Source organism: Thauera sp. WH-1, from assembly GCF_047806685.1.
Taxonomy (GTDB): Bacteria; Pseudomonadota; Gammaproteobacteria; order Burkholderiales; family Rhodocyclaceae; genus Thauera.
Genome location: NZ_JBLQGP010000001.1, coordinates 330940 through 352313, shown reverse-complemented (window position 1 = coordinate 352313; position 21374 = coordinate 330940). Strand labels below are relative to the sequence as shown.

Annotated in this window: 27 protein-coding genes; 23 read left to right on the top strand and 4 right to left on the bottom strand. The window is 66.7% G+C overall.

All coding sequences use genetic code 11. The features are described 5' to 3' along the window. The first annotated feature begins 2 nt into the window (after positions 1-2). The 7 genes from ACMV5O_RS01700 to murA are packed head-to-tail and all read left to right on the top strand — an operon-like array spanning position 3 to position 5060. Complete coding sequence (locus tag ACMV5O_RS01700) at positions 3-869, top strand: VacJ family lipoprotein (RefSeq protein ID WP_416161837.1); 867 nt, start codon at positions 3-5, stop codon at positions 867-869. Between the two features lie 9 nt (positions 870-878). Beyond that, entirely contained in the window at positions 879-1541 is a 663-nt protein-coding gene (locus ACMV5O_RS01695) for an MlaC/ttg2D family ABC transporter substrate-binding protein (RefSeq protein ID WP_416161836.1), read from the top strand. A 17-nt stretch (positions 1542-1558) separates the two neighbouring features. Further along, the gene (locus ACMV5O_RS01690; protein WP_416161835.1) at positions 1559-1828 is read left to right on the top strand and encodes an STAS domain-containing protein; all 270 of its coding nucleotides are present in this window, start codon (positions 1559-1561) and stop codon (positions 1826-1828) included. Then, on the top strand, positions 1825-2721 hold the full coding sequence (locus ACMV5O_RS01685) for an ABC transporter ATP-binding protein (RefSeq protein ID WP_416161834.1): 897 nt from the start codon (positions 1825-1827) through the stop codon (positions 2719-2721). Before ACMV5O_RS01690 ends, ACMV5O_RS01685 begins: the two co-directional genes overlap by 4 nt. A 37-nt stretch (positions 2722-2758) precedes the next feature. Continuing rightward, positions 2759-3532, top strand: coding sequence for an ABC transporter permease (locus ACMV5O_RS01680; RefSeq protein WP_416161948.1), 774 nt, complete (start codon positions 2759-2761; stop codon positions 3530-3532). A gap of 12 nt (positions 3533-3544) precedes the next feature. Further along, positions 3545-3802 (top strand): BolA family protein, encoded by a 258-nt coding sequence (locus tag ACMV5O_RS01675; protein WP_002928523.1) that lies wholly within the window; start codon positions 3545-3547, stop codon positions 3800-3802. 7 nt (positions 3803-3809) lie between these two features. Continuing rightward, a complete protein-coding gene (gene murA, locus ACMV5O_RS01670; RefSeq protein WP_416161833.1) occupies positions 3810-5060 on the top strand; it encodes a UDP-N-acetylglucosamine 1-carboxyvinyltransferase in 1251 nt (416 codons plus the stop codon). Positions 5061-5158: 98 nt separating this feature from the next. On the opposite strand, the gene rnk is transcribed toward murA, so the two are convergent. Next, positions 5159-5566 (bottom strand): nucleoside diphosphate kinase regulator, encoded by a 408-nt coding sequence (rnk, locus tag ACMV5O_RS01665; RefSeq protein WP_416161832.1) that lies wholly within the window; start codon positions 5564-5566, stop codon positions 5159-5161. A 152-nt stretch (positions 5567-5718) separates the two neighbouring features. On the opposite strand from rnk, the gene hisG reads away from it, so the two are divergent. Further along, a complete protein-coding gene (gene hisG, locus ACMV5O_RS01660) occupies positions 5719-6363 on the top strand; it encodes an ATP phosphoribosyltransferase (RefSeq protein ID WP_416161831.1) in 645 nt (214 codons plus the stop codon). 10 nt (positions 6364-6373) lie between these two features. Beyond that, positions 6374-7681, top strand: coding sequence for a histidinol dehydrogenase (gene hisD, locus ACMV5O_RS01655; protein ID WP_416161830.1), 1308 nt, complete (start codon positions 6374-6376; stop codon positions 7679-7681). A 62-nt stretch (positions 7682-7743) separates the two neighbouring features. Here the strand turns inward: hisD and hisC are convergent, their stop codons facing one another. Further along, positions 7744-8817 carry a histidinol-phosphate transaminase gene (gene hisC, locus ACMV5O_RS01650; protein ID WP_416161829.1) on the bottom strand — a complete coding sequence of 358 codons (1074 nt, stop codon included), beginning with the start codon at positions 8815-8817 and terminating at the stop codon, positions 7744-7746. A gap of 144 nt (positions 8818-8961) precedes the next feature. On the opposite strand from hisC, the gene hisB reads away from it, so the two are divergent. From hisB to tatC, 10 genes are all read left to right on the top strand, one after another. Beyond that, complete coding sequence (hisB, locus tag ACMV5O_RS01645) at positions 8962-9549, top strand: imidazoleglycerol-phosphate dehydratase HisB (RefSeq protein WP_416161828.1); 588 nt, start codon at positions 8962-8964, stop codon at positions 9547-9549. 61 nt (positions 9550-9610) lie between these two features. After that, a complete protein-coding gene (hisH, locus tag ACMV5O_RS01640) occupies positions 9611-10249 on the top strand; it encodes an imidazole glycerol phosphate synthase subunit HisH (protein ID WP_416161827.1) in 639 nt (212 codons plus the stop codon). 49 nt (positions 10250-10298) lie between these two features. After that, entirely contained in the window at positions 10299-11048 is a 750-nt protein-coding gene (gene hisA / locus ACMV5O_RS01635; RefSeq protein WP_416161826.1) for a 1-(5-phosphoribosyl)-5-[(5-phosphoribosylamino)methylideneamino]imidazole-4-carboxamide isomerase, read from the top strand. A gap of 19 nt (positions 11049-11067) precedes the next feature. Next, entirely contained in the window at positions 11068-11829 is a 762-nt protein-coding gene (hisF, locus tag ACMV5O_RS01630; protein WP_416161947.1) for an imidazole glycerol phosphate synthase subunit HisF, read from the top strand. Beyond that, positions 11826-12221 carry a phosphoribosyl-AMP cyclohydrolase gene (hisI, locus tag ACMV5O_RS01625; RefSeq protein WP_416161825.1) on the top strand — a complete coding sequence of 132 codons (396 nt, stop codon included), beginning with the start codon at positions 11826-11828 and terminating at the stop codon, positions 12219-12221. Before hisF ends, hisI begins: the two co-directional genes overlap by 4 nt. Beyond that, the gene (locus tag ACMV5O_RS01620) at positions 12218-12556 is read left to right on the top strand and encodes a phosphoribosyl-ATP diphosphatase (RefSeq protein WP_416161824.1); all 339 of its coding nucleotides are present in this window, start codon (positions 12218-12220) and stop codon (positions 12554-12556) included. The genes hisI and ACMV5O_RS01620 overlap by 4 nt, the downstream gene beginning before the upstream one ends. Continuing rightward, complete coding sequence (locus ACMV5O_RS01615; RefSeq protein ID WP_416161823.1) at positions 12553-12900, top strand: histidine triad nucleotide-binding protein; 348 nt, start codon at positions 12553-12555, stop codon at positions 12898-12900. Before ACMV5O_RS01620 ends, ACMV5O_RS01615 begins: the two co-directional genes overlap by 4 nt. A gap of 10 nt (positions 12901-12910) precedes the next feature. Then, entirely contained in the window at positions 12911-13147 is a 237-nt protein-coding gene (gene tatA, locus ACMV5O_RS01610; RefSeq protein WP_416161822.1) for a Sec-independent protein translocase subunit TatA, read from the top strand. A 98-nt stretch (positions 13148-13245) separates the two neighbouring features. Next, complete coding sequence (tatB, locus tag ACMV5O_RS01605) at positions 13246-13704, top strand: Sec-independent protein translocase protein TatB (RefSeq protein ID WP_416161821.1); 459 nt, start codon at positions 13246-13248, stop codon at positions 13702-13704. Further along, complete coding sequence (gene tatC / locus ACMV5O_RS01600; RefSeq protein ID WP_416161820.1) at positions 13701-14522, top strand: twin-arginine translocase subunit TatC; 822 nt, start codon at positions 13701-13703, stop codon at positions 14520-14522. The genes tatB and tatC overlap by 4 nt, the downstream gene beginning before the upstream one ends. Before the next feature lie 49 nt (positions 14523-14571). Here tatC and ACMV5O_RS01595 read toward each other — a convergent pair whose 3' ends face one another. Then, a complete protein-coding gene (locus ACMV5O_RS01595) occupies positions 14572-15729 on the bottom strand; it encodes a Do family serine endopeptidase (protein WP_416161819.1) in 1158 nt (385 codons plus the stop codon). 89 nt (positions 15730-15818) lie between these two features. On the opposite strand from ACMV5O_RS01595, the gene ACMV5O_RS01590 reads away from it, so the two are divergent. Further along, positions 15819-16574 carry a Nif3-like dinuclear metal center hexameric protein gene (locus ACMV5O_RS01590; protein WP_416161818.1) on the top strand — a complete coding sequence of 252 codons (756 nt, stop codon included), beginning with the start codon at positions 15819-15821 and terminating at the stop codon, positions 16572-16574. Positions 16575-16604: 30 nt separating this feature from the next. Here ACMV5O_RS01590 and ACMV5O_RS01585 read toward each other — a convergent pair whose 3' ends face one another. After that, positions 16605-18263, bottom strand: coding sequence for a FimV family protein (locus tag ACMV5O_RS01585; protein WP_416161817.1), 1659 nt, complete (start codon positions 18261-18263; stop codon positions 16605-16607). Between the two features lie 216 nt (positions 18264-18479). Here ACMV5O_RS01585 and ACMV5O_RS01580 point away from each other — a divergent pair, with 216 nt between their 5' ends. From ACMV5O_RS01580 to sucD, 3 genes are all read left to right on the top strand, one after another. After that, complete coding sequence (locus ACMV5O_RS01580) at positions 18480-19046, top strand: DUF2889 domain-containing protein (RefSeq protein WP_416161816.1); 567 nt, start codon at positions 18480-18482, stop codon at positions 19044-19046. A 232-nt stretch (positions 19047-19278) separates the two neighbouring features. Then, entirely contained in the window at positions 19279-20439 is a 1161-nt protein-coding gene (gene sucC / locus ACMV5O_RS01575) for an ADP-forming succinate--CoA ligase subunit beta (protein ID WP_416161815.1), read from the top strand. Between the two features lie 12 nt (positions 20440-20451). Continuing rightward, on the top strand, positions 20452-21345 hold the full coding sequence (gene sucD / locus ACMV5O_RS01570) for a succinate--CoA ligase subunit alpha (RefSeq protein WP_416161814.1): 894 nt from the start codon (positions 20452-20454) through the stop codon (positions 21343-21345). Positions 21346-21374: the final 29 nt, after the last annotated feature.

Here is a 21374-nt window from a genome sequence, read left to right as displayed (position 1 = left end):
CAATGAAGATGCAATCCCCCGTCAAGCGGCTGGCGGCCCATGCCCGCCTTGCTGCACTCGCGCTGGCGGCGTCGCTGCTGACCGGCTGTGCCACCACCGCCAACCCGGACGATCCGCTCGAGGGTTACAACCGGGCGATGTTCAGCTTCAACGAGCAAGTCGACAAGGTGGTGCTCAAGCCGGCCGCCGAGGTCTATCAGGCGGTGCTGCCGAGCCCGGTGCGCACCGGCGTGGGCAATGTGTTCGGCAACCTGGCCGACCCCTGGATCGGCCTCAACAACCTGCTGCAGGGCAAGGTCGCCGAGGCGATGAGCGACTTCATGCGCTTTGCCTTCAATTCCACCTGGGGCCTGCTCGGCCTGCTCGATATCGCCAGCGAGGCGGGCCTGCCCAAGCACGACGAGGATCTCGGCCAGACCCTGGGACGCTGGGGGGTGGGCGAGGGCGCCTATATCGTGCTGCCGTTCTTCGGTCCCAGTACGGTGCGCGACACCGTCGCCCTGCCGGCCGACATGGCCGGCCGTACGCCGTTCAGCATCGACCACGTGCCGACGCGCAACACCGTCACCGCCACCCGCGTGGTCCACGTCCGTTCGGTCCTCCTTGGCGCCGATCGCACGCTGGAAGAGGCGGCCCTCGACCGCTACGCCTTCGTGCGCGACTTCTATCTGCAGCAACGCCGTTACAAAGTCAGTGATGGCATGCAGGAGCGGGTGTACGAAGATTTCGACGACCTGTCCGCCGCGCCGCTCGGCGACGAGGTCGATTCGGCTGCCGCCGCGGCGGTCGAGCGCCTGGAACTGGTGCCCGACGCCCGGCTCGCCCTCCATGCCAGGGTGCCGTCCGCAACCCCAACCGACATGCAGTAAGACAAAGACATGAAAAAGATTATCGCCCTGTTCTGCTTTCCGCTGTGCCTTCTTTTTGCCGGTCTGGTGCCGGCGGCCGTCGCCAGCGAGGCCAAGGCCCCCGACGTGCTGATTCGCGACGTGACCAACGAGGTGCTCGAGATCGTGCGCACCGACCCCGCCTTGCGCTCGGGTGACACGCGGCGCGTGATCGAACTGGCCGAGGCGCTGGTGCTGCCGCATTTCGATTTTCGTCGCATGACCATGCTCGCCGTCGGTCGCGACTGGCGCGAGGCCACGCCCGAGCAGCAGGGGCGCCTGATCGAGGCCTTCCGCACCTTGCTCGTGCGCACCTACGCCAATGCCTTCACTCAGTACCGCGATGAACGGGTCGTGTTTCCGCCCTCGCGCTACGCCGCCGCCGACACCCGCGTGCAGATCCGTACCGAGGTCGTGCGTCCTGGCGCGCAGCCGATCGGTATCGACTACATGCTCGAGAAGGGCGAACAGGGCTGGAAGGTCTTCGACGTGGTGGTTGCCGGGGTGAGCCTGGTCACCAACTACCGCAGCAGCTTCACCCAGGAGATCCGCAACGGCGGCATCGACGGCCTGATCCGCTCGCTCGAGGCGCGCAATAGTTCGCTCGCCGACGAGCAGGGGCTGGGCACCGCCGACGGGGCGCGCGCGTCGTGACTGCAGGTGCGGGAAGCGTGTTTGCGCCGGCTGGCGAGCTGACCATGCTCGCCGCGCCCGCGTTTCTCGAGGAGGGCCGGCAGCGGGCGCAGCGCGGCGATCTGGTCGTCGATTTTTCGCAGGTCACGGTGGCGGACTCCGCGGCGCTCGCGCTGCTGCTCGACTGGTTGCGTGCCGCCCGTGCCGCCGGCCACCGGCTGTCGGTGCGTGCGCTGCCGGAGGGCATGGCCAGCCTCGCACGCCTCTACGGTATCGAGTCGCTATTGCCGCTCGAGGCCGGCGCATGAGCGTTCCGGCCATCCGCATCCACGGGGTCACCAAGCACTATGGGTCGCTGAAGGCTCTTGGCGGCGTCGACCTGGAGATCGGCCAGGGCGAGTTCTTCGGCCTGCTCGGCCCCAATGGCGCCGGCAAGACCACCCTGATCTCTGCCCTGTCGGGGCTCGTGCGCGCGGACACCGGCAGCCTCGAGATCATGGGCCACGACGTGGTCGGCGACTATCGCAACGCCAGGCGCAATCTGGGCGTGGTGCCGCAGGAGCTGGTGTTCGATCCGTTCTTCTCGGTACGCGAGCTGCTGCGCATGCAGTCGGGCTATTTCGGCATCCGCAACAACGACGACTGGATCGACGAAATCCTCGCCAGCCTCGACCTCAGCCACAAGGCGCAGGCCAACATGCGCGCGCTGTCGGGCGGCATGAAGCGGCGCGTGCTGGTGGCGCAGGCGCTGGTGCACCGGCCGCCGGTGATCGTGCTCGACGAGCCGACCGCAGGCGTCGATGTCGAGCTGCGCCAGGGCCTGTGGCAGTTCGTCCGCAAGCTCAATCGCGACGGCCACACCATCGTGCTCACCACGCACTACCTGGAAGAGGCCGAGACCCTGTGCGGGCGCATCGCTATGCTCAAGGCCGGCAAGGTGGTGGCGCTCGACACCACGGAAAATCTGTTACGGCGTTTTGCCACCCACAGTCTGCGGGTGAAGGTGGACCAGCCGGCCGCCGCGCTGGCCGTGGGCGGCAGCGAGGATGCCGATGGCTGGATCGCGTTCGCCTTCGATTCCTACGCGGCGGTCGAGGATCTGCTCGCCCGTCTGCGCGAAGCAGGCGCCGGCGTGAGGGAGCTGCAGCTTGGCGAGCCCGATCTCGAGCGCGTCTTCGTAGAGGTGATGCATCGTGCTTGAGACCCCGTCCCGCCCCACGGCCCCCCGCATCGAGCCGATGCCGGCCGAGTCGCCGCTGACCGGCTTTCGCACCCTGCTGTACAAGGAGACCCTGCGCTTCTGGAAGGTCAGCTTCCAGACCGTCGCCGCGCCGGTGCTCAATGCGCTGCTGTTCCTACTCATTTTCTCGCACGTGCTCGATCGCCACGTGACCGTGTATGGCGACGTCGCCTACACCAGCTTCCTGGTGCCCGGCCTGGTGATGATGTCGGTGCTGCAGAACGCCTTTGCCAACAGCTCGTCCTCGCTGATCCAGAGCAAGATCACCGGCAACATCATTTTCGTGCTGCTGCCGCCGCTGTCCTACCGCGAGTTCTATGCCGCCTACGTCATCGCCTCCATCCTGCGCGGGCTGATGGTGGGGCTCGGCGTGCTGCTGGTGGCGGCGCTGTTCGTCGAGGTGCCGATGGCCCATCCGCTGTGGGTGCTGACCTTCGCCCTGATGGGCGGGGCGATCCTGGGCTCCTTCGGCGTCATCGCCGGCATCTGGGCGGACAAGTTCGACCAGCTTGCCGCCTTCCAGAACTTCCTCATCATGCCGCTGACGATGCTGTCCGGGGTGTTCTACTCAATCCACTCGCTGCCGCCGTTCTGGCAGGAGGTGTCGCATTTCAACCCGTTCTTCTTCATGATCGACGGGTTCCGCTACGGCTTCTTCGGTCAATCGGACACTTCGCCCTGGCTGTCGCTCGGCGTGGTGAGCGTCTGTTTCGTCGTACTCGCGGCGCTCACCCTGGCGATGCTGGCCCGGGGTTACAAGCTGCGTTCGTAAAGGATTCACAACATGTTTGAAGCAAGCGAAGTCAAGCGCCTGATCGAGCAGGGCCTGCCCTGCGAGCTGGTCGTCATCGAAGGCGAGGACGGTGTGCATTTCCGCGGCATCGTGGTCAGCGCCGCCTTCGAGGGCAAGCCCAAGGTGCGCCAGCACCAGGCGGTGTATGCCACCCTCGGCCGCCTGATGGGCAACGAGATCCATGCCCTGCAGCTGCAGACCTTCACTCCCGCGCAGTGGGAAGAAGGTCGCGGCGAACTGGGGATGTGATCGCCTGATGGACAAGCTGCTGATCGAAGGCGGTGCCCGCCTGACGGGCGAGATCGCCATTTCCGGCGCAAAGAATGCCGCGCTGCCCATCCTGTGCACGGCTCTGCTGACCGCGGAGCCGGTGACTTATACCAATGTGCCGCAACTGAAGGACATCGGCACCCTGCTCGAGCTGCTCGGGCAGATGGGGGTGAAGGTCGAGCGTGCGGGCGATACCGTCACGCTCGATGCCTCGGGGCTGAACAACCCGGTCGCGCCCTACGACATGGTCAAGACCATGCGCGCCTCCATCCTCGTGCTCGGACCGCTGGTGGCGCGCTGCGGCGAGGCGCGGGTGTCGCTGCCCGGTGGCTGCGCGATCGGCGCGCGGCCGGTGGACCAGCACATCAAGGGCCTGCAGGCGATGGGCGCCGAGGTGCGCGTCGAGCATGGCTATGTGCATGCGACCGTGCCGCGCCTGAAGGGCGCGCGCCTGTTTACCGACATGGTGACGGTGACCGGCACCGAGAACCTGATGATGGCCGCGGTGCTGGCTGACGGCGAGACCGTGATCGAGAATGCCGCGCGCGAGCCCGAGGTGGTCGACCTGGCCAACTGCCTGGTGGCGATGGGCGCGCAAGTCTCGGGTGCCGGCAGCGACGTGATTCGCATCCGCGGCGTCGAGCGCCTGCATGGCGCGACCCACCGCATCATGCCCGACCGCATCGAGACCGGCACCTATCTGTGTGCGGCGGCCGCCACCGGCGGCTCGGTGCGGCTCACCGGCACCTCGTCCTGCTACCTCGACGCGGTGATCGACAAGCTGATGGACGCCGGCTGCGAGATCGTTTCAGAGCGCGACGCGATCCGCCTGTCGGCGCCGGCGCGGCTCAACGCAGTGAGTCTGCGCACCGCGCCCTATCCGGCCTTCCCGACCGACATGCAGGCGCAGTTCATGGCGATCAACTGCGTGGCCAACGGCGTGGCGATGATTCGCGAGACCATCTTTGAGAACCGCTTCATGCATGCGGTCGAACTGCAGCGCCTGGGGGCCGACATCCGCATCGATGGCAATACCGCAGTGGTGCAGGGGGTGGTCAGGCTCGAAGGCGCGACGGTGATGGCGACCGACCTGCGTGCGTCGGCCTCGCTGGTGGTGGCCGGCCTGGTGGCCGAAGGCGAGACCACCATCGAGCGCATCTACCATCTCGACCGCGGCTACGAGCGGCTGGAAGAGAAGCTGGCCGCGCTGGGGGCCAAGGTCAGGCGCCTCGCCTGAGGTGCTCCCTACAGGGTGAGAACGACAGAAAGGGGGCGCCAGGCCCCCTTTCTGTCGTTCTCGGCGCTCGCCGGCTGTGTGGCCGGCGCGACCGTTGTTTACAACTCGTACTGGCCGTTGGCTTCCGGCTGCCAGGTCACCTCCAGCACCTTGAGGCGGATCAGCTTGCCGTCGGTCCCCTTCCAGTCGATCGACTGGCCGGCAGACAGGCCGAGCAGCGCGCTGCCGGCGGGCGAGAAGATCGACACGCGGTGGGCGGCGGCGTCGGCATCCTTCGGGTAGGCGAGGGTGAGCTCGTACTCGCGGCCGGTGCCTTCCTCGACGAAGCGCGCGCGGGCGTTCATCGTGATGACGTCCGCCGGCATCTCCTGCGGCTCGCGTACGTCGGCGCGCTCGAGTTCCTCGCGCAAGCCGTCGAGGTCGCTGCGGCTGCGGAAGGCGGGGAGGGTCAGCAGACCCTCGAGACGCTCGAGGTCGCTGCTGGAGACGATGATCGACGGTTTCATGCTGTGGGTTTCCTGCTCGAAGTGCGCGCCGGTGCTGCGGCGAAACAAAAGAAAAGGCCGAACCGCCACCTGCGGTTCAGCCACTTGTGCCGAAGGTTAACAGAAGCGGCGCCGGGTTACAATGCAGGGTCCTCACGATCAAGGCTTTTCACGTGTCCAGCATCACGCTCGCCCTTTCCAAGGGGCGCATCTTCGAAGAGACGCTGCCGCTGCTCGCCGCCGCCGGCATCGTGCCCACCGACAATCCCGAGTCCTCGCGCAAGCTCATCATCGGCACCAACCGGCCCGAGGTGCGCCTGGTCATCGTGCGCGCGACCGACACGCCGACCTACGTTCAATATGGCGCGGCCGACCTCGGGATTGCCGGCAAGGACGTGCTGATCGAGCATGGCGGCGGCGGTTTGTATCAGCCGCTCGACCTCAACATCGCCAAGTGCCGCCTGTGCGTCGCGGTGCAAAAGGGCTTCGACTACGCTGCGGCGATCCGGCCAGGCGGGCGTATCCGCGTCGCCACCAAGTACATCAACGCAGCCAAGGCCCACTTTGCCGGCAAGGGCATGCATGTCGACCTGATCAAGCTCTATGGCTCGATGGAGCTCGCGCCCCTGGTCGGGCTGGCCGACGCCATCGTCGACCTGGTGTCCACCGGCGGCACGCTGCGTGCCAACAACCTGGAGGAGGTCGAGGACATCATGCCGATCAGCTCGCGCCTGATCGTCAACCAGGCTTCGCTCAAGCTCAAGCGCGAACTGCTGCAGCCGGTGCTCGACGCCTTCGCCGGTGCGATCAAACCGTAAGGAACGCATCATGAGCCAGACTCCGATCCGCCGCCTTGACGCGCACGAACCCGAATTCCTGTCCACGCTCGATGCCTTGCTCGCCTTCGAGTCCGAGGCCGACGAGCGCATCGATACCGCAGTGACCGAGATCCTGCGCGCGGTGCGCAGCACCGGTGATGCCGCGGTGGTCGAATACACCCGCCGTTTCGACGGCCTCGACGTGCACTCGATGGCGGCCCTGGAGCTGCCGAAAGCCGAGCTCCACCGCGCGCTCGACAGCCTGTCGTCCGAACAGCGCGAGGCGCTCACGATCGCCGCCGACCGCGTTCGCATCTACCACGAGCGCCAGAAAGGCGAGTCCTGGGAGTTCACCGAGGCCGACGGCACCCGCCTGGGGCAGAAGGTCACGCCGCTCGATCGCGTCGGCCTCTACGTGCCGGGCGGGCGCGCGTCCTACCCGAGTTCGGTGCTGATGAACGCGATCCCGGCCAAGGTCGCGGGCGTCGGCGAGCTGATCATGGTCGTGCCCACGCCGCGCGGCGAGAAGAACCCGTTGGTGCTGGCGGCGGCGGCGATCACCGGTGTCGACCGCGTGTTTACCATCGGCGGCGCGCAGGCGGTGGCGGCGCTGGCCTACGGCACGCAGACCATCCCGCAGGTGGACAAGATCGTCGGTCCGGGCAATGCCTTCGTGGCCGAGGCCAAGCGGCGCGTGTTCGGCACCGTCGGCATCGACATGGTCGCCGGGCCCTCCGAGGTGCTGATCATCTCGGACGGCTCGGGCCACGCCGACTGGGTGGCGATGGACCTCTTCGCCCAGGCCGAGCACGACGAGCTCGCGCAGTCCATCCTGCTGTGCACCGATGCCGACTTCATCGACGCGGTGCACGCGGCGATCGACCGCCTGCTGCCGACCATGCCGCGTCGCGACACGATCGCAAAGTCGCTCGCCAGGCGCGGCGCGCTGATCCATGTAGACAGCCTCGAGCAGGCCTGCGCTCTCGCCAACCGCATCGCGCCCGAGCACCTGGAGTTGTCATTGGACAACGCCGAGGCCTGGATCGATCACATCCGCCATGCCGGCGCGATCTTCGTTGGCCATTGGGCGGTCGAGGCGCTCGGCGACTATTGCGCCGGACCCAACCACGTGCTGCCGACCATGCGCAGCGCGCGCTTCTCGTCGCCGCTGGGCACCTACGACTTCCAGAAGCGCACCAGCATCGTGAATATCTCGCAGGCCGGCGCCCAGCACCTGGGCAAGGTGGCGTCCATCCTCGCCCACGGCGAAGGCCTGCAGGCGCACGCGCGCTCGGCGGAGATGCGACTGAAGCTTTGAGTTGGCTTGCGGCGGCGTTGCCGGCGGATCGAGGCGACGCCGCCGGCGAGTCCGAAGCGGGCTCAGCGGGCGAGGATGTCCTTCAGGGCCGCGACCAGAATGCTGCACTGTTCATCCGTGCCCACCGTGATGCGCATGAACTGGTCGATGCGCGCCGCCTTGAAGTGGCGCACGATGATCGCGCGCTTGCGCAGTTCGGCGGTGAGTTCGGCGCCGTCATGCCGCGGATGCCGGGCGAAGATGAAGTTCGCCGCCGAAGGCAGGACCTCGAAGTCAAGCGCCTGCAGGTCGGCGACCAGCTTTTCCCGGGTCGCGACCACCTTGGCGCAGCTGGCGCGGAAATAGTCGTCATCCTCGACCGAGGCGACCGCGCCGGCGATCGCGAGGCGGTCGAGCGGGTAGGAGTTGAAGCTGTTCTTGACCCGCTCGAGCGCTTCGACCAGCCCCGCGTCGCCCACTGCGTAGCCCACGCGCAGGCCTGCCAGCGAGCGGCTCTTGGAGAAGGTGTGGGTGACGAGCAGGTTGGGGTAACGATCGACCAGCGCGACCGCGCTGTCGCCGCCAAAATCGACGTAGGCCTCATCGACCAGCACCACCGCATCCGGATTGCCGGCGACGATGCGCTCGACCTCGGACAGGGCCAGCAGGCGCCCGGTGGGCGCGTTCGGGTTGGGAAAGATGATCGCGCCGGCGCGCTCGTTGCCGTGCGGCAGGTAGTCCTCGACGCGGATCGAGAAATCCTCGGCGAGGGGAATGGCGCGGTGTGTCACGCCGTACAGCCCGCAATAAACCGGGTAGAAGCTGTAGGTGATGTCGGGGAAGCACAGCGGCCGGTCGTGCTTGAGCAGGCCCATGAAAGCATGCGCGAGCACCTCGTCCGAGCCATTGCCGACGAAGATCTGCGCCGGCTGGACGCCGTGGTGGCGGGCGAGGGCGGCCTTGAGGGCGTCGGCGTTGGGGTCGGGATACAGGCGCAGGCCGTCGCCGGTGGCCGCGCGGATGGCTTCCAGCGCCTTGGGCGAGGGGCCACACGGGTGTTCGTTGGTGTTGAGCTTGACCAGGTTGTCGAGCTTGGGCTGTTCGCCCGGCACATAGGGGGTCAGGCCGTGGACGACGGCGCTCCAGAAGCGGCTCATGGCGGTGTCTGCTGAGTGGGTTCGGGTGGCAGGTCGGCGACGCGATAGCGCCAGGCGCGACCGCTGCATAGGCTGCGCGTTGCAGCCATTTTGCCGCGCGATGTTATCATGGGCCGCTGGAAACCCTTTGGCTGGTAGTCTCTCATGCGGCAAGCAGAAGTCACTCGCAACACCCTCGAAACAAAGATCACCGTGCGCATCGATCTCGATGGCAGCGGCCAGGGCAAGCTCGATACCGGCGTGCCCTTCTTCGATCACATGCTCGACCAGATCGTGCGTCACGGCCTCATCGATCTCGACATCCACTGCGAAGGTGATACCCACATCGACGACCACCACACGGTCGAGGATGTCGGGATCACGCTGGGGCAGGCCTTCGCCAAGGCCGTCGGCGACAAGAAGGGCCTGCGTCGCTATGGTCATGCCTACGTGCCGCTCGACGAGGCGCTGTCGCGCGTGGTGGTGGATTTCTCCGGCCGCCCGGGCCTGCACTATTTCGTGAACTATACCCGCGCCCGCATCGGCAACTTCGATGTGGATCTGGCGCGCGAGTTCTTCCAGGGTTTCGTGAACCACGCTGGCGTCACCGTCCACATCGACAACCTGCGTGGCGACAACGCTCACCACCAGTGCGAGACGGTGTTCAAGGCCTTTGCGCGCGCGCTGCGCATGGCGGCGGAGCGTGACGAGCGTGCGGCGGGCACCATTCCCTCGACCAAGGGCGCGCTCTGATTCCTCCCTTCCTGCGGCGACCACGCGCCGTCGTCGTCCCCCTGAATAGCGAGTCAAGCCGATGACCAGCGTGGCCATCATCGATTACGGCATGGGCAACCTGCGCTCGGTCGCCAAGGCGATCGAGCACGTGGCGCCCGGCCACGACGTCTTCGTGACCTCCGATCCGGCGCGCGTCGCCGCGGCCGAACGCGTCGTCTTTCCCGGCCAGGGGGCGATGCCCGACTGCATGCGCGAACTCGACGCCCGCGGTCTGCGCCCTGCGGTGCTGGCGGCCGCGGCGGAGAAGCCCTTCCTCGGCATCTGCATCGGCCAGCAGATGCTGTTCCAGCACAGCGCCGAGGGCGATGTGCCCGGGCTCGGCATCCTGCCGGGCGAAGTCGTGCGCTTTCCCGACGAGCGCATGCGGGCTGCCGACGGCAGCCGCCTGAAGGTGCCGCACATGGGCTGGAACGAGGTCTGGCAGTCTGCGCCGCACCCGCTGTGGGACGGCATTCCGGACGGCGAGCGCTTCTACTTCGTGCACAGCTACTTCGTCGCGCCCGCCGACGCCTCGTTGACCGCGGCCGAGACCGACTATGGCCTGCGCTTTACCAGTGCGGTAGCGCGGGCTAATATCTTCGCGGCCCAGTTCCACCCGGAAAAGAGCGCCGCGGCCGGCCTCCGGCTTCTTGCAAATTTCATCCGCTGGCAGCCCTGAGCGCCGACGGCCCGTCTCACGACTCCGCCCCACCTGAACTGATCCCCGTATGTTGCTGATCCCCGCCATCGACCTCAAGGACGGTCACTGTGTTCGCCTGAAACAGGGCGAAATGGACGACGCCACGGTGTTTTCCGAAGACCCGGGTGCCATGGCGCGCCACTGGCTCGACGCCGGCGCCCGTCGCCTGCACCTGGTGGACCTCAATGGCGCCTTTGCCGGCAAGCCCAAGAACGGCGCAGCCATTCGCGCCATCACCGACGTCGTCGGCGAGGACATCCCGGTGCAGCTCGGTGGCGGCATCCGCGACCTCGACACCATCGAGCACTACCTCGACAACGGCATCAGCTACGTCATCATCGGTACTGCCGCCGTCAAGAACCCCGGCTTCCTGCACGACGCCTGCAGCGCCTTCCCCGGCCACATCATCGTCGGCCTGGATGCCAAGGACGGCAAGGTGGCAGTCGACGGCTGGTCCAAGCTCACCGGCCACGACGTCGTTGATCTGGCGAAAAAGTTCGAGGACTACGGTGTCGAGTCGGTGATCTACACCGACATCGGTCGCGACGGCATGCTGTCGGGTGTCAATATCGAGGCCACCGTGCGCCTGGCGCGCGCGCTGCGCATCCCGGTCATCGCCAGCGGTGGCATCACCGACATGCGAGACATTGACGCGCTGTGCGCGGTCGAGGACGAAGGCATCCTCGGTGCCATCACCGGGCGCGCGATCTACGAGGGCACGCTCGACTTCGCCGCCGCCCAGGCACGTGCGGACGAGCTCAACGGTGTGACCGAATGATGCTCTCCTGCGAGCGCCGCTGATGCTGGCCAAGCGCATCATTCCCTGCCTGGACGTGAAGTCCGGGCGCGTGGTCAAGGGCGTCAATTTCGTCGAGTTGCGCGATGCCGGTGATCCGGTCGAGATCGCCCGTCGCTACGACGAGCAGGGCGCCGACGAGATCACCTTCCTCGACATCACCGCCAGTTCCGACGATCGCGACATCATCCTGCACGTGGTCGAGCAGGTGGCCGAGCAGGTCTTCATTCCGCTCACCGTCGGTGGCGGCGTACGGGTGGTCGAGGATGTGCGCCGGCTGCTCAACGCCGGCGCCGACAAGGTCAGCATGAACACTGCGGCGGTGAATAACCCGCAGCTGGTGCATGACGCGTCGAGCAAGGTCGGCAGCCAGTGCATCGTGGTGGCGATCGACGCCAAGCAGACCGCACCCGGCAAGTGGCAGGTGTTCACCCATGGGGGGCGCAACAACACCGGGCTGGACGCCATCGAATGGGCGCGTAGGGTCGAGTCCCTTGGTGCGGGCGAGATCCTGCTCACGAGCATGGACCGCGACGGCACCAAGAGCGGTTTCGACCTCGCGCTGACGCGCGCGGTGTCGGACGCGGTGCGCATCCCGGTGATCGCCAGCGGTGGCGTCGGCACCCTCGAGCACCTGGCCGAGGGCGTGTCCGAGGGCCGCGCCGACGCCGTGCTGGCGGCGAGCATCTTCCATTTCGGACAGCACACCGTGCGCGAGGCCAAGGAGCTGATGCGTGCGCGCGGCATCGAGGTGCGGCTGTGAGCACGAGCACGCGCTGGTTGAACGAGGTCAAGTGGGACGAGCACGGCCTGGTGCCGGTGATCGCGCAGGAAGCGGCCAGCGGCGACGTGCTGATGTTCGCGTGGATGAACCGCGAGGCCTTGCAGCGTACCGCCGAGACCGGCGAAGCCATCTACTGGTCACGTTCGCGCCGTAAGCTGTGGCACAAGGGCGAGGAGTCCGGCCATGTGCAGAAGGTGCTCGACATCCGCATCGACTGCGACAACGACGTGGTGCTGCTCAGGATCGAGCAGGTCGGTGGCATCGCCTGCCACACCGGTCGGCATAGCTGCTTCTTCCAGAAGTATTTCGCCGACGGCCACTGGGAGGCCGTCGAACCGGTTTTGAAAGACCCGCAGGAGATCTACAAATGATCGATATCGAAGTGCTGCGTCGCGTGTCCGATACCCTGGTTGCGCGCAAGAAGGCCGATCCGGATTCCTCCTACGTTTCCAGCCTGTATGAGAAGGGCACGGACGCGATCTGCAAGAAGGTCGCCGAAGAAGCCGCCGAGACCATCATGGCGGCCAAGGACCAGGACAGGTTGCATCTGGTGTGGGAGGTCACCGATCTGTGGTTTCACTCGATGGTGCTGCTCGCCCACCAGGGCCTGTCGGTCGATGACGTGCTGGCCGAGTTCCGCCGCCGCGAAGGCGTGTCGGGGATCGATGAGAAGAGGTCGCGCGCGGCCCAAGAGGCCGGGGCATGAGCGACTGCCTCTTCTGCCGCATCGTCCGTGGCGAGATCCCGTCGAAGAAGGTGTACGAGGACGAGCACGTGTTCGCCTTTCACGACATTCACCCGGTCGCGCCGGTGCATGTCCTGGTGGTGCCGAAGCTGCACGTCGACTCGATGGCGCAGCTGTCGGCGGAACACGAGATGGCGATGGGGCGTCTCATGGTTGCAGCGGGGCAGATCGCGCGTGAGCAGGGTTGCACGAACGGCTTCCGGACCATCGTCAACACCGGAAGAGTGGGTCTACAGGAGGTGTATCATCTGCACCTCCACATTCTGGGCGGCCCCGATCCCCTGCCGCCCATGTTGAAGCGTTAAGGAGAGCGGTATGGGTTCTTTCAGCATCTGGCACTGGCTGATCGTGCTGGTCATCGTCCTGCTGGTGTTCGGCACCAAGAAGCTGCGCAACATCGGCTCTGACCTCGGCGGAGCCGTGAAGGGCTTCAAGGAGGGCATGAAGGAGGGTGACGCGACCGCCTCCGGGGACAGTACCCAACAGAAGATCGTCAATGGCGAGACCATCGAGGGCGAGGCGCGCGAGAAGGTCGACAAGACCCGCAGCTGATCCTCTCGCGTCTCGATGCAACAGGGGCGCCCTGACGGGAGCGCCCCTTCGTTTTCCTGCGGACCGCCAGCGGCGGTGCGCGTCTCGAGCGGGCAGACATGTTCGATTTCGGTTTTAGTGAACTCATGGTGATCGGCGTCGTGCTGCTGATCGTGGTCGGGCCCGAGCGCCTGCCCAAGGTCGCCCGCACCGCCGGCCATCTGCTCGGGCGAGTGCAGCGCTACGTATCGGACGTCAAGTCGGACATCCAGCGCGAGATGCAGCTCGAGGAGCTCAAGAAGCTTCAGGAACAGGTCAAGCAGCAGGCGCAGGAGCTCGAGTCTTCCGTGCGCTCGGGTGTGTCCAGCATCGAGTCCGAGGTCGGGCGCACGACGGAAGAGTTGCGTTCGATGCTGCCGGATGGCGCCGCCGCCGGCCCCAATGCAGCCGAGGCGCTGAGCGGCAATCAGCTGCTGGCCCAGGATCGTGCGGAGAAGGCCGATGACGGTCCGCAACTCGAACTCGGCCTCGATTCCTCGGCGCGCCCGGGCCCCACTGCAGACAAGACACAGGCATGAGTGCACAACAGGAAACCTTCATCGCCCACCTCATCGAGCTGCGCGATCGGCTGATTCGCGCCCTGCTTGCGGTCGTGGTCGTCTTCGTCTGCCTGATGCCCTGGGCTGGTGACATCTACGACATCCTCGCGCGGCCGATGATGAACACCCTCCCGGAGGGCACGAACATGATCGCTACCGGCGTCGTGACACCGTTCTTCGTGCCGGTGAAGGTGACCATGATGGTGGCCTTCGTGATGGCGCTGCCGTGGGTGCTCTACCAAGCATGGGCCTTCATTGCGCCCGGCCTGTACGCCCACGAGAAGCGCCTGGCGCTGCCGCTGGTGCTGGGCAGCACGCTGCTGTTCCTGATCGGCATGGCTTTCTGCTACTTCTTCGTGTTCGGCATGGTGTTCAAGTTCATCGCCGAGTTCGCGCCCAAGAGCATCGTGCCGGCGCCTGACATCGAGCAGTACCTGTCCTTCGTGATGTCGATGTTCATGGCCTTCGGCATCACCTTCGAGGTGCCGGTGGCGGTGATCCTGATGGTCAAGGCCGGCATCGTGGATGTGGCCAAGCTCAGGGAGGCGCGACCCTACGTCATCGTGGGCGCCTTCGTGATTGCCGCGATCGTGACGCCGCCCGACGTGATCTCGCAGTTCATGCTCGCCGTGCCGATGTGCCTGCTGTACGAACTGGGCATCGTGCTGGCGGGCATGATGAGCAAGCCGTCGCCGCGGCAGGAGGCGGCCGCCGACTACGTGCCGCCCTCGATCGCGGACATGGACAAGGAACTCGACCGCATCGAAGCCGACGAGCGCAAGGGCAGGGGCGGCTGAGCGGCGACCACGGCGCGGGGCCGCCTGCGCGCCCCGCGCCGTGGCGGGCTCAGCGGGTGGCGACCGGCGGCGGGCGGCGCCCGACGGCGACCTTCAACTCCAGCTCCTGAGCACCGCGCCGCACGCGAAACACCACTTCCTGACCAGGCGGCACCGCCGCCACCATGTCGAGCATCGCGCGTGGGTCGCGCACCGCCTTGCCGTCGAGGGCGATCAGCACATCGCCCGGTCGTACGCCGGCGCGTTCGGCCGGGCTGCCGCGCAGCACGCCGGCGATGAGTGCGCCGCGCGCATCGGCGTAGCCGAAGGATTCGGCAAGCTCAGGCGTCAGGTCCTGGATCTCAACGCCGACCCAGCCGCGCACGACCTCGCCGCGGGCGACGATCTGCTCGAGCACATTGCGCGCAATCGACACGGGGATGGCGAAGCCGATGCCGAGCGAACCGCCCGAGCGCGAGTAGATGGCGGTGTTGATCCCCACCAGGTGTCCGGCGCTGTCGACGAGAGCACCACCCGAGTTTCCCGGGTTGATGGCGGCGTCGGTCTGGATGTAGTTCTCGAAGGTGTTGATGCCGAGCTGGCTGCGCCCGAGCGCCGACACGATGCCCATCGTCACTGTCTGGCCGACGCCGAAGGGGTTGCCGATGGCGAGCACGACATCGCCGACACTCAGGCTCTCGCTGGCGGAAAAAGTGATCGCCGGCAGCGTGTCGCCGGCCTCGAGCCGGAGTACGGCAAGATCGGTCTCGGGGTCGCGGCCGATGAGCTGGGCAGGAAACTTGCGGCCATCGTTGAGCGCAACCTCGATCTCGTCGGCCGTCTCGATGACGTGGTTGTTGGTCAGCACATAGCCGTCGGGGCTGACGATGACGCCCGAGCCGAGGCCGGATTCGCGCTGGCTCGGGCCGTTGTCGGGGCGCTCGCCGAAGAAGTGGCGAAACAGGGGGTCATCGAACAGCGGGTGGCGCTGGCTGCGGCCAGCCTTGGTGGTGAAGACATGGACCACCGCCGGCATGGACTGCTGGGCCGCCGGGGCGTAGGAGCCGGCGGCGGCCGCGCGTTCGCCGCCGGCAGGTGCTTCCAGGATCGCCACCACCGCTGCGGGCGTGGCGTTGCGCAGCCACTCGGGCTTGAGCGTGTTGAGCACGAACAGCACGGCCACGCTGACGGTCACGGCCTGCGCGAAGATGAGCCACAAGCGGCGCATAATGTTGAACTCTAGGTACGAGGGCCTCGTAAGGGCCGGCAGGGCCGCGACAGGAACGCCTGCCGGTCGCACGAGGTGAAGGAGGCGGCATGCAACTCATCGAGCTCAGGAACTATCTCGACACTCTGCTCGACGCTTCACGGCTGAAGGATTATTGCCCAAACGGTCTGCAAGTGGAAGGACGCCCCGAGGTGGCGCGCGTGCTGTGCGGCGTGACCGCCAGCCAGGCCCTGCTCGACCGGGCGGTCGCCGGCGGCTATGACGCGGTGTTCGTGCATCACGGCTATTTCTGGAAAGGCGAGGATGGCACCATCACCGGCTTTCGTCGCCAGCGCCTGCGTACGCTGCTCGCCAACGATATCAGCCTGTTTGCCTACCATCTGCCGCTCGACGTGCACCCGGAGCTGGGCAACAACGCGCAGCTCGGCAGGCTGATGGGCTGGCAGGGCGAGGCGCGCTTCGCGGACCAGGAGCTGGGCTGGATCGGCCGTCCGGCGGCGGGCGCGGACGGGGAGACGGCAGCATGCATTGCGCGCTCGGTCGCCGCCCGCCTCGGGCGCGATCCACTGCTGGTTGGCGACGGCGATCGCGTGGTGCGCCGCGTCGCCTGGTGCACCGGTGGCGCGCAAGGCTATTTCGAGCAGGCCATCCTGGCGGGGGCGGACCTCTACGTCTCGGGTGAGATCTCCGAGCAGACCGTGCATCTTGCGCGCGAGACGGGCGTGCCTTACATCGCCGCCGGCCATCACGCCACCGAGCGCTATGGTGCTCGCGCGGTGGCCGCGCACCTGCGCGAGCGGCTCGGCCTCGCGACCGAGTTCGTCGACCTCGACAATCCGGTCTGATCGGGGCCGCAGGGCGGACAGCGGGGCGCTTCAGCGGCGCGTCGTGTAGTTGCCCGACTCCGGCTGGTAGGGGCCAAGTTCCTCTTCGAGGATCGCCGACAGCAGCAGGATCTCGTCGATTACGGTGAAGGGAAAGCCGGCGCGCGTGCCTTCGCGATTGTCGCGTAACAGCAGCTGCACGTAGCGCTGGCAGGCGGTCGTGCGCCAGCATTGTTGCAGGGTCTCGATGATGTGCGGCAGATCTTCCAGGCTGGTGCGCGATGCGCGCAGGCTGTCGTAGTTCTGCCAGTTGACTGCGTTCACGTTGAAGGTCTTGTTCAGCTCCCGTGCGATGGCGTCGAACTCGCTTCGCAAGCCGGCAGCACGATAGACCTCGAGCAGCTTGAGCCAGGGCGTGACCGCCTGCTTCGGATTGCCCCGGATGAATTCGGCCAGGGTTTCTGCGGCACCGTGCATGCGTCCGAAGCTCATCATGATGTCCGCCAGCTCGACCGCGGACTTGTGCTCTTCGTTCGGCGCCCGCTCGGCGTCGCCGCTGACGAGGATCGGGGTCTCGACCGCCGCGACCGATGGCGGCTCCCAGTCGACGACCGACTTTGTGACGTTGGCGTGCGCAGCTTGGGTGGCGACGGCGGCGCCTGACTTCAGCACGCCCGCCGTGGACAAGGCTGACGCGGTCGTCGGCTGGGTGCTCGCCGTCACGCGCTGGCGGTCTGACGGCGGGGCGTTGACGGTGCGCCGACGCAGCAACAGCAGGGTCAGCAGCAGGGCGGCCAGCGCCAGCCCGCCGAGCAGATACCGGTCGTCGCTGGCGCTGGCACCGGTGGACGCTGGGCGCGCGGCCGGTGCCGTCGTCGATGGCGCGGCGATGGGCGCGCGGTCGACCACCGGTGCTGTTGCGCGCGCGGCTGCTTCTGCGTCCAGTGCGCGGATGCGCGTCTCGAGCCGGGCCTGCATCTCCTCCAGCTCGCGGATGCGGGCGAGCAACTCCATCTCCGCGATGATGCTGCGGTCGATGGCGGCCGCGAGTTCGCGTTCGCGCGCCAGCAGCGCATCGCTCGCGGACGCGGCGGCGGCCGCTGCCGAGCCCGCGCGGGCCCCGCCCGGTGTCGCGGCCTTGTCGACCTCGAGCCGGTCTTGGCTGGCGGCATTGGCCGTGGCTTGGTTTCGGGCGCGGGCGGGCGCCGCCGCCGTGCGCGCTGGGGGGGTCGCGCGCGCCGGAGGACGGGCCTGCGAGCGGGCCGGAGCGGCGGGGGCCGCGCGTGGCGTACTGGCGCGCGGGGCCGTGGTGGCCTGGACGGGGGCTGCATCGGGGTAGGGCAGCAGCAGGGTGTACTCGCGCCGCAACCGGGACTCGCAGGTGTTCTCGATGGCGAGCTTGAGCACGGGCTCGTTCATCGGCGTGCGGCTACTCACGACCAGGCGGGCGTTGGCGCCGCTGCCGACGATCCGTATCTGGCCGGCCTGCAGCCAGGGCAGGTCGGCGCTCGAACCGGACGGCGCGACGACGCGGAAGCACTCGGCCACAGCTGGCCTTTCGCCACCGGTCAGGCGAATCTCGGCGCGAAACGGTGCGCCGATCGCAGACAATGCGCCCAACTCGCCAAGGGCGGCGGCAGAGGCCGCCGGAGCGCTGTTGAACAGTGCCGTGGCGAGGGCGAGGGCGAGCGGTATCCGGTTGTTCGTCATTGTCCGCGCTTCCGGCGGGATGGAATCGATGCTGGGTTTGTATCAGAGTCTTTACAGCCATTCCAGCGACTGGGTCGCAAACCGGATGCTGATTATGTCGCAACGTGATTTTTTTGGTGCGCGCCGGCCTGGCCAGGCGAAGGGGCCGGGCTGTGGCGCAGCGCTCAAATCGGTTAAGATCGACGATCCATACGTCAGCGTACGTCAAGGCCGATCATGCCGCTTCCCGATCACCCGGTGTCACGTCGCCGTGCTCACACCCGGCGCATCGAAGTCCAGGGTTTCGTGCGCGAGGACGGGCTCTACGAACTCGAAGCCTCGCTCTGCGATGTCAAGGACATCGACTATCCGATCGCGTCCGGGCTGCGTCCGGCCGGCGTGCCGGTGCACCTGATGCGCGTGCGCATCACCATCGACAAGGCCTTCAACATCCTCGAGGCCGTCGCCTGCTCGGACGGCGTGCCCTATCCGGGCATGTGCGACACCATCGGTCCGGCCTACCGCAAGCTGGTCGGTCTCAATCTCGTGCGCGGTTTCCGGCGTACGGTTGGCGAGATGTTTGCCGACGTGCGCGGCTGTACCCATCTCACCGAGATGCTGCTGTCGCTGCCTACGGCCGCGATCCAGACCTTCGCCACCTTCCGCCGTGACAACGAGGACACGCCCGAAAAGCCTTTCCAACTCGATCGCTGTCACGCGCTCGAGAGCTCGGCCGAGGCGGTGCGCGTGTACTACCCGAAATGGTATCGCGCGGATGCGCAGGGACGCCCGGGTAAGGTCTGACACGCCGTGCGCGGATCGGCTGTGCACTGCGCAAAATTGGTTATAATTATGGAGTCTTGCGGTCGTGGCGCGGGTTTGCGTGCGTGCCGCGGGTCGGGTCGGGGGGTCCCGATTCAAGACGGGGGGCGACGGTCGAGGGAGACGGCGCCCGTCGTGGAGCGCGCGCTCCGAAGCATGCCATCAACCTGCTCGTGGCGGTTCGCGCCGTCGCGGCTTCGATCGAAGGGCAATCATGAAGATTCATGAGTATCAGGCAAAAGAACTACTGAGAAAGTATGGCGTCGTCACGCCGCGCGGCTTCCATTGCGTGTCCGTGGATGGGGCAGTCAAGGCAGCCGAGGAACTGGGCGGCAAGATCTGGGTGGTGAAGGCCCAGATTCACGCCGGCGGCCGCGGCAAGGGCGGTGGCGTCAAGCTCGCCCGCTCGCTCGACGAAGTGCGCCAGCACGCCAACGACATCCTCGGCATGCAGCTGATCACCCACCAGACCGGCCCCGAGGGCCAGAAGGTGCGCAACCTGCTGATCGAGGAAGGCGCCGACATCAAGCACGAGTACTACGTCGCCGCGCTGACCGACCGCGCCACCCAGAAGGTCGCCATGATGGCCTCCTCGGAAGGCGGCATGGACATCGAGGAAGTCGCGCACAACACGCCCGAGAAGATCATCAAGGTCTTCGTCGACCCGCTCGTCGGCCTCACCGACGCACAGGCCACCGAACTGGCCAAGGGCATCGGCATTCCGGAAGGCTCGCTCGACAAGGCGGTCGACACCCTCAAGAAGCTCTACACCTGCTACATGGAAACCGATGCTTCGCTCGCGGAGATCAACCCGCTGATCCTCGAAGGCAACGGCAACATCAAGGCTCTGGACGCCAAGTTCAACTTCGACTCCAACGCCCTCTACCGTCACCCGGAAATCGTCGATTTCCGTGACTTCGACGAAGAGGACGCCGACGAGATCGAGGCCTCCAAGTTCGACCTCGCCTACATCAGCCTCGACGGCAACATCGGCTGCCTGGTGAATGGCGCTGGCCTGGCGATGGCCACCATGGACACGATCAAGCTGTTCGGCGCCGAGCCGGCCAACTTCCTCGACGTCGGCGGCGGCGCGACCACCGAGAAGGTCACCGAAGCCTTCAAGATCATGCTCAAGAACCCCAAGGTCAAGGGCATCCTGGTGAACATCTTCGGCGGCATCATGCGCTGCGACACCATTGCCGCCGGCGTGGTCGCCGCAGCCAAGGAAGTCAATCTCTCCGTCCCGCTCGTGGTGCGCATGAAGGGCACCAACGAAGACCTCGGCAAGAAGATCCTCGCCGAGTCGGGTCTGCCGATCATCGCCGCCGACACCATGGCGGAAGCTGCGACCAAGATCGTCGCTGCGGTCAAGTAAGGAGAGCTTCGAATGTCCATCCTGATCAACAAAGACACCAAGGTCATCACCCAGGGCATCACCGGCAAGACCGGCCAGTTCCACACCGAGAAGTGCCAGGAATACGCCAACGGCAAGAACTGCTTCGTCGCCGGCGTCAACCCGAAGAAGGCGGGGGAGAAGATCTTCGATATCCCCATTTACGCCTCGGTGAAGGAAGCCGCCGCTGAGACCGGCGCCACCGTGTCGGTCATCTACGTGCCGCCCGCGGGCGCTGCCGACGCCATCTGGGAGGCCTGCGAGGCCGACCTCGACCTGGCGATCTGCATCACCGAAGGCATCCCGGTGCGCGACATGCTGATCGTGCGCAACAAGATGAAGCAGAAGGTCGCCGCCGGCGGCAAGGAAACCCTGCTCCTTGGCCCCAACTGCCCCGGCCTGATCACGCCCGACGAGATCAAGATCGGCATCATGCCCGGCCACATCCACCGCAAGGGTCGTATCGGCGTGGTGTCGCGTTCCGGCACCCTGACCTATGAAGCCGTTGCCCAGCTCACCGAGATCGGCCTCGGCCAGTCCTCCGCGGTCGGCATCGGTGGCGACCCGATCAACGGCCTGAAGCACATCGACGTGATGCGCATGTTCAACGACGACCCCGACACCGACGCGGTGATCATGATCGGCGAGATCGGCGGTCCGGACGAGGCCGAAGCCGCGATGTGGTGCAAGGAAAACATGAAGAAGCCGATCGTCGGTTTCATCGCCGGCGTTACCGCGCCGGCGGGCAAGCGCATGGGCCACGCCGGTGCGCTGATCTCGGGCGGTGCTGACACTGCAGACGCCAAGCTCGCCATCATGGAAGAGTGCGGCTTCACGGTTACGCGCAACCCGTCCGAGATGGCCAAGCTGCTCAAGGCCATGCTCTGATCCTGCGCAACACGTGCAGATCGAAGGCG